The sequence below is a fragment of the Peterkaempfera griseoplana genome, from assembly GCF_001418575.1.
GTDB classification, from domain to species: domain Bacteria; phylum Actinomycetota; class Actinomycetes; order Streptomycetales; family Streptomycetaceae; genus Peterkaempfera; species Peterkaempfera griseoplana.
In genome coordinates this window covers 1-7313 of record NZ_LIQR01000662.1, presented here as the reverse complement: position 1 = coordinate 7313, position 7313 = coordinate 1, and the positions used below count along the sequence as shown (strand labels likewise).

The window sequence follows — 7313 nt, the reverse complement described above, 5'->3', positions numbered from 1 at the left end:
AGGGCGGTGGTGGGTTCGTCCATGATGACGATCTCGGGGTCGAGCGCCAGCGCCATGGCGATCATGACGCGCTGGCGCATGCCCCCGGAGAGCTGGTGGGGATAGCTGTCCAGGCGGTCGGGGGCGATGCCGACCAGCTTCAGCAGCTCGCGGGCGCGGTCGAGGCGGTCGGCGCGGGACATCCCCGGGCGGTGGGCCCGGAGGACGTCGGTGAGCTGGGTGACGACCTTGTGGACGGGGTTGAGCGAGTTCATGGCCCCCTGGAAGACGATGGAGGTCTCGTTCCAGCGGAAGCGGCGCAGTTGCGCAGGGGTGAGGTCCAGGATGTCCAGCGGCTCCGCGGAGTCCCTGGGGTGGTAGCGGACCTCGCCGCCGGTGATCACACCGGGCGGCGAGAGCAGCCGGGTGACGGCATAGGCGAGGGTGGACTTGCCGCTGCCGCTCTCCCCCGCCAGGCCCAGCACCTCCCCGCGGTGCAGGGTGAGGTCGATGCCCTGGAGGGCGCGCACGGCGCTGTCGCCGAGGCCGTAGTCGACGTCCAGGTCGCGGATCTCCAGCACGGGGGTGCGCTGCAGGGTGGGGGTGCTCATACGCGGTCGCCCTTCTGCGGGTCGCGGACGACGGGGGTCCTGCGGACGACGGGGGTGAAGCCGGTGCGCATCCTGACCCGGCCCCTGCCGCCCGCCCTGCCGCCGGTGCGCAGCCGGGGGTTGACGAACTCGTCGATGGCGAAGTTGATCAGCGACAGCGCGGTGCCCAGCAGGGCGATGCACAGACCGGCGGGGACGAACCACCACCAGGCGTTCAGGGCCAGGGCCTGGTTGTTCTGGGCCCAGAAGAGCACGGTGCCCCAGTTCCAGTGGGAGATGCTGGCGACGCCGATGAAGGAGAGGGTGATCTCGGTCAGGACGGCGAAGACCACGGTGCCCACGAAGCTGGAGGCGATGATCGCGGTGAGGTTGGGGATGATCTCGAAGACGATGATCCGCCAGGTGGACTCACCGGTGGCCCGGGCCGCCTCGATGTAGTCGCGGCGGCGCAGCGACAGGGTCTGGGCCCGCAGGACCCGGGCGCCCCAGGCCCAGGCCGTGAGGCTGATGACCACGGCGATGACGACGTCGCCCGCGTTCGGCAGGAAGGAGGTGATGATGATGACCAGCGGCAGGCCGGGGATGACCAGGAAGATGTTGCTGAAGGCGGAGAGCACCTCGTCCGCGGCGCCGCCGAGGAATCCGGCGCTGACGCCCACCAGCACCGAGATCACGGTCGCGCAGAAGCCGGTGACGAACCCCACCACCATCACCCCGCGGGTGCCGACCAGCAGCTGGGAGAGGATGTCCTCCCCGGTCTGGGTGGTACCCAGCAGATGCCTGGCGGAGGGGGCCTGCATGATGTCGTTGGACATCGCCGACGGGTCGTAGGGGGCGATCCAGGAGCCGATGACGGCGAGCACCAGGAAGATGCCGAGGATCGTCAGCCCGGTGATGGCCTTGCCGTTGCGCAGGAAGGCGAACCGGTTGCGCCGGGTACGGACGGCCGGACCGGCCGCCGCCGCGGGCGACGGCTCGGCGACGCCGAGCCCGGGGTCACTCGTCTGGATGGTCATGGTTGGTCAGCCCTCCCGCCGGGTGCGGGGATCGAGGAGCATGTAGGCGAGGTCGGCGAGCAGGTTCGCCACGAGGACCGAGAGCGTGATGATGAGGAAGATCCCCTGCATCAGCGGGTAGTCCTTGGCACCCACGGCCTGGAGCAGCACCAGGCCGATGCCGGGGTAGGAGAAGACCATCTCCACCAGCAGGGTGCCGCCGACGATGAAGCCCAGGGACAGCGCGAAGCCTGAGACATTGGGAAGCACGGCGTTGCGCGCGGCGTAGGAGAACATCACCCGTCGCTCGGAGAGGCCCTTGGCGTGGGCGACGGTCACATAGTCCTCGGAGGACACGGTCACCATCATGTTGCGCATACCGAGGATCCAGCCGGCCATCGCACTGATCACGATGGTGAGGCCGGGCAGCACCGCGTGGTAGGCGGCACTGGCGATGAAGTCACCGGAGAAGGAGGGGACCAGGCCGTTGTCGAAGCCGCCCGAGGCGGGGAAGACCGGCCACGCCGAGGCGAGGACGGCGATGGCGATCAGCCCGAGCCAGAAGTAGGGGATCGAGGAGAAGAAGGTGGCGATCGGCAGCAGGTTGTCCATCCAGGAGCCGCGCCGCCATCCGGAGACGACGCCGAGGCCGGTTCCCAGCAGGAAGCTGATCAGCGTGGTGGTGCCGACCAGGGCGAGGGTCCAGGGCAGATACTGGCCGATGATCTGGGAGACGGGGGTGGGGAAGAAGGTGAAGGAGAGCCCCAGGTCCCCGTGGAAGAGCGTGGACCAGTAGTCGAGGTACTGCTGCCACAGGCTCTTGTGCTGGTTGAGCCCGAACAGGGCGTAGAGCGAGGCCATCGCCTTGGTGCTCAACTGGCCCTGGTAGCGGGCGATCAGCGACTGCACCGGGTCGCCCGGCATCATCCGCGGGATGAAGAAGTTGATGGTGATCGCGGCCCAGGCGGTGACCAGGTAGAAGGCCAGGCGTTGGAAGAGGTACTTCACTGCTCGGCCTCCGCCCCGTCGTAGAGCCAGCAGGCGGCCCAGTGGCCGTCCTCGGGGAGGGCGAAGCGGGGCGGTACCGCGGTGCGGCAGCGCTCCATGGCCGCGGGGCAGCGCGGATGGAAGCGGCAGCCCTCCGGTGGGGTGATCAGGCTCGGTGGCTCGCCCCTGGGGGTCTCCGTCTCCTGCTCTGCTTCACCGCCCGCGGCGACCCGGTCGGGGTCGGGCGCGGAGTCGATGAGCAGCCGGGTGTACGGGTGCGCGGGCTGCTGGGTGACGGTCTCGCTGTCGCCGCCCTCGACCATCCGCCCCGCGTACATCACCAGGGTGGTGTCGGCGAAGTAGCGGGCCGAGGCGATGTCATGGGTGATGTAGAGGACGGCGAGGCGCAGCCGTTCCCTGAGGTCGGCGAGCAGGTTGAGCACACCGAGCCGGATGGAGACGTCCAGCATGGAGACGGGCTCGTCGGCGAGGAGCACCGCCGGGTCGGCGGCCAGGGCGCGGGCGATGGCGACCCGCTGCCGCTGGCCGCCCGAGAGCTCGTGGGGGAAGGCGTCGATGTAGCGCTCGGGCGGGGTGAGCTGCACCTGGGTGAGCAGTGCGTGCAGGTTGCTCTCCAGCTCCGCCTTGTCCCGCCCGGCACGGCCGTGGACGCGCAGCGCGCGGGTGAGGTGGTAGCGGACGGTGTGGACCGGGTTGAGGGAGGCGAAGGGGTCCTGGAAGATCAGCTGGACGTTGCTGCACCAGTCGCGGAAGCGGCGGCCCCGGCCGGCCGTGGCCGGCCGGCCGGCGTAGCGGATCTCGCCCGAGGTGAGCGGGTGGAGCTGCGCCAGCAGACGGGCGACGGTGGACTTGCCGGAGCCGGACTCCCCCACCAGCGCGGTGACGCGCCCTCGGTGCAGTTCCAGGGAGACGTCGTCCACGGCGTGGACGGTCCGGGCTGGGCGGGTGAGGAACTCACGCCCCTTGCGCTTGACGGCGAAGTGCTTGGTCACCCCTCGGGCCTCGAGGATCGCCGTTTCCTCGGGGACGGTGGTGGCGTCCGGGGTGGTGTCGGCTATGGCCATGGCCTGGCTCTCTGTCGGTCTGGTGCGGATCTGTCCGGTGACGGCCGGCCGGTCCGGGGGGCGCGATGCACGCCGCCCCGGACCGGGCCCGGCGGTCAGGAGGAGGGCTGGAGGTGCAGCACCACATCGAGGGAGTTGGGCTGGGTCGGCTGCGGCGGGCCGTAGGGGTTGGACTCGTCCGGCCAGCCGGTCCAGTGCCTGGTGTTGTACTCGGCGCCGATCGGGGCCGCGGAGGTGGGCACCATGGGGACCTGCTCCACCATGATCTTCTGCAGCTTGTCGAGGGCGTCGGTGCGGGTGGCGTCGTCGGACGCACTGGCGTACTGCTTCAGCGCGCCGGTGGCCTCGTCGCTCTTGAAGCGGCCGAAGTTGCCGCCGGCGGCGGCCTTGCCGACCGGCTGGAGCAGGGCGCCGTCCATGATGTTCTCGTACATGTCGTACGGGGTGGCACCGCTGTTGGTCCAGTGCAGCACGGCGTCGAAGTTGCCGTTGTTGACGTCGGAGGTCCAGGAGTCCACGGTCTGGGTGCGGACCTCGGCCGAGATGCCTATCTTCTTCAGGCCGTCCTTGATGATGGAGAGCCCGGTGAGGTAGTCGGACCAGCCGGAGGGGTCGGCCAGGGTGATCTTCACGGGCTTGCCGGAGGGGTCCTTCAGGGTGTCGCCGGCGTAGGTGAAGCCCGCGTCGGTGAGCTCCTTCTTGGCCTTGTCCACGTCCACGGTGAGCTTGGCGCCCTTGTAGTCGGGGGCGAGGTAGGGGTCACCGGCCGGCAGCGGGATGCCGGTGGGGTTCTCGATCTCCGGGTAGAGGGTGGACTCCGCCTGGACGAAGATGGCCTGCCGGTCGACCACCAGGTTGATGGCGCGGCGCAGCGCCGGGTTGTCCAGCGGCTTCCTCGCGGTGTTCAGCCAGAGGCCGTGGATGCCGAGGCCGGAGGGGAACCAGAGCTTGTTGTGCGCGGCGTCCTTGTTGATGAACAGCTGCTTGTAGTTGGGCATGAAGACGAAGGACCACTCGCTGGAGCCGTTGGCCAGGGCCGTGGTCTGCGCGCTGTTGTCGTTGTAGGAGGTGTACCGCAGCTCGGAGACCTTGGGCAGGTCCTTCCAGTAGCTGCTCCGCCGGGTGAGGGTGACGGTCTGCGGGGTGAAGGACTTCAGCGTGTAGGGGCCGCTGCCGACCGGGGTCTGGTCGGTCCAGGTGGAGGGGTCCTTGACGGTCGACCAGATGTGCTTGGGGATGACGAACTGGTTGAGGATCTTCGTCTGGTTGACGAACTGCGAGGAGTCGAAGGTCAGCTCGACCTGGTTGGTGCCCTTGACGCTGATGCCCTGGAAGGGGATGGCGTTGATGTTCAGCGCCTGGGTCTTCTTCATCAGGTCGAAGGTGTAGGCGACGTCGTCGGCCGTGAGGGGCTTGCCGTCGGACCAGGTCACCTTGTCGCGGACGGTGAAGGTGAGCTTCCTGAAGTTGTCGGCCCACTCCCAGGCGGTGGCCAGCCAGGGCTGCCCCTTCTCGCTGGGACGGATGCCGTTCGTCATCACCAGCGGCTCGTAGATCATGAAGCGGTAGCCGAGGGAGGCGCCCGCCGAGGTGCCGAGGAACGGGTTGCTGTTGTCGGTCTGCGGCCCGTTGGGCATGCCGACGTTCAGCACACCGCCGCCGGCGCCACCGGACTGTGCACCGCTGCCGCCGGCCACCGGGCCGGTCGGGCCGACACTGCCACTGGTGCAGCCGGCGACGAGGCCGGCCGCGGCGAGCACGGCCAGCAGGGCTGGTGCGGTCGTCCTGAGTCGTTTGGCGTGAGTCACTGTCACTGCTCCTGGAATTGGAGGGCGGAGGGCTTCTCGCAGAGCTGTGAGGGTGCCCGGCGAAAGCCGTAACAGACATGCCTGAGAGCGCTCTCAAGCACAGGGGTGTCCACCACCGCCGATCGGGGTCGGCCTAGGACCGGCCGCCCGGGATCAACCGGGCTGGACCGTCGGCGCCGGCGGGGTTGAGGAGCCCCGCACGACGAGTGTGGTGGGCAGGACGAACGGGGCCGGGGACGCCGGCACCCCTTCCAGATGGGAGAGCAGCAGCCCGGCCGCCGCCTCCCCCATCTCACGCATCGGCTGACGGACCGTGGTCAGCGCGGGAGCGGTGTGCGCGGCCAGCTGGATGTCGTCGAAGCCGATCACCGCGACATCCTCGGGTACCCGCCGGCCTGCGTCGTGCAGTGCCCGCAGCACCCCCGACGCGGTGAGGTCGTTGTGGGCGAAGACCGCGTCGAAAGGCCTGCCGGAGGCGATCAGCTTCCCGACCGCGGCCCGGCCGGACTCCTCGGTGAAGTCGCCCTCGACGACCAGCTGCGGATCGAGCAGCAGGCCCTCGGCGGCGGCGGCCTCGGCGAAGCCCTCGGTACGGTCCCGTACACAGCCGAAGTGCGCCACTCCGGTGACCACTGCGGGGCGGCGGCGCCCGGTGGCTGCCAGGTGCCGGGCGGCGGCCGCACCCCCGTCGCGGTTGGTGGTGGCGACGGAGGGGAACTCCGGATGGTGGCCGCGGTCGTCGATCAGCACGACCGGCAGGCCCTTGCGGTGCAGTTCGGCGATGTAGTCCAGGGTGTTCTCGGGCTCGATGACCAGCAGCCCGTCGAAGGCGCTGCCCGACACCTGCTCGGCGAAGCGGCGGAGCGACTCCTCACCCCGGGTGCAGGTGTAGAGCAGCAGACCGTACCCGTCCGCCTCCAGGACGTCGACCGCGCCCTGGAGGACGTCCCCGATCCACGGCCAGGTGAGGGAGGGGACCAGCATGCCCACGGTGCGGGTGCGGCCCCGGGCGAGGCCGACGGCGCGGGAGCTCGGCACATAGCCCGTCTCGGCGATCACCTCGCGGATGCGCTGCGCGGTGTCGGCGTCCACGTCCGCCTTGCCGTTCAGCACCCGCGACACCGTCGCCTTGCTGACGCCTGCCCGGCGTGCCACGTCCGCGATGGTGACGCGCACGGTCGCACCCCCACTTCTCAGCCGTCATGCCCCTGCGAGCAACGCCGTAACCGGTCCCGTAACCGGTACCGGGACCGGTTACGGTGTGAGAGTGAACCGCCTTGTAGGGCACGCGTCAACACTTTGGACGACTCCCCCTCAGGGAAATTTCGGGTTGCCGCACGCCCCCGTGCTCAGGAGCCGGTGCGCATCTCCCCGAGCTGCGCCAGATACCGCTCAGCGGCGCGGAGTTTGCGGCCCTCGGTACCCGGCACCTGGCCACGCAGCGCGATGATGGACGGCGCGATCCGCCGGGCCTCGGCCACATCGTGGACGGCGCGCCAGCAGGCGTCGGCGTTGGAGGCGGCCTGCAGGGTCTCCGGGTGCTCCGGTCCCCTGGCCTTGAGCAGCTTCAGGGCGACGTCCCGGTAGAGGTCGGCGGCCAGCGCCTGCTGGCCCGCCAGCCGGGAGACATGGGCGCGCACCTGACGGACGTGCAGCGACGGCGGGGCCGCGTCCCCGTGCATGGCGAAGGCCTGCCGCTCCAGCGCGGCGGCCAAGTCGACGGCGGTGGTGTGCTCCCCCGCGTCGGCGGCCTGCACGATACGGCTGATGGGCTCGCGGTACTCGGCGAGGTCGTCGGGCGCCCGCACAGCAGCCGGGGCCGGGGCGGGCGGGCCGGGCGGTACGGCT

General features: G+C 70.1%; 6 protein-coding genes and 1 pseudogene. All 7 read right to left on the bottom strand.

Going from position 1 to position 7313, the window contains the following annotated elements; translation table 11 throughout:
* Window positions 1–590: ABC transporter ATP-binding protein (locus tag AOK09_RS34995; RefSeq protein ID WP_157876166.1), on the bottom strand; the 590-nt coding region annotated here is incomplete at its 3' end.
* The gene (locus tag AOK09_RS34990; protein WP_055591228.1) at window positions 587–1606 is read right to left on the bottom strand and encodes an ABC transporter permease; all 1020 of its coding nucleotides are present in this window, start codon (window positions 1604–1606) and stop codon (window positions 587–589) included. The genes AOK09_RS34990 and AOK09_RS34995, both read right to left, overlap by 4 nt.
* 6 nt (window positions 1607–1612) lie before the next feature.
* On the bottom strand, window positions 1613–2593 hold the full coding sequence (locus AOK09_RS34985; RefSeq protein ID WP_055591227.1) for an ABC transporter permease: 981 nt from the start codon (window positions 2591–2593) through the stop codon (window positions 1613–1615).
* Window positions 2590–3657, bottom strand: coding sequence for an ABC transporter ATP-binding protein (locus AOK09_RS34980; RefSeq protein ID WP_055591226.1), 1068 nt, complete (start codon window positions 3655–3657; stop codon window positions 2590–2592). The genes AOK09_RS34985 and AOK09_RS34980 overlap by 4 nt, the downstream gene beginning before the upstream one ends.
* A 95-nt stretch (window positions 3658–3752) precedes the next feature.
* Window positions 3753–5294 (bottom strand): ABC transporter substrate-binding protein, encoded by a 1542-nt coding sequence (locus tag AOK09_RS34975; protein ID WP_107101534.1) that lies wholly within the window; start codon window positions 5292–5294, stop codon window positions 3753–3755.
* Window positions 5295–5618: 324 nt separating this feature from the next.
* Complete coding sequence (locus AOK09_RS34970; protein ID WP_055591224.1) at window positions 5619–6641, bottom strand: LacI family DNA-binding transcriptional regulator; 1023 nt, start codon at window positions 6639–6641, stop codon at window positions 5619–5621.
* Window positions 6642–6814: 173 nt separating this feature from the next.
* Window positions 6815–7313: pseudogene (locus AOK09_RS34965) on the bottom strand (hypothetical protein); the annotation flags it as partial.

Coding starts and splice junctions, on each gene's coding strand:
- AOK09_RS34990 (WP_055591228.1), bottom strand. CDS start 1,606: ATGACCATCCAGACGAGTGACCCCGGGCTCGGCGTCGCCGAGCCGTCG.
- AOK09_RS34980 (WP_055591226.1), bottom strand. CDS start 3,657: ATGGCCATAGCCGACACCACCCCGGACGCCACCACCGTCCCCGAGGAA.
- AOK09_RS34975 (WP_107101534.1), bottom strand. CDS start 5,294: ATGCCCAACGGGCCGCAGACCGACAACAGCAACCCGTTCCTCGGCACC.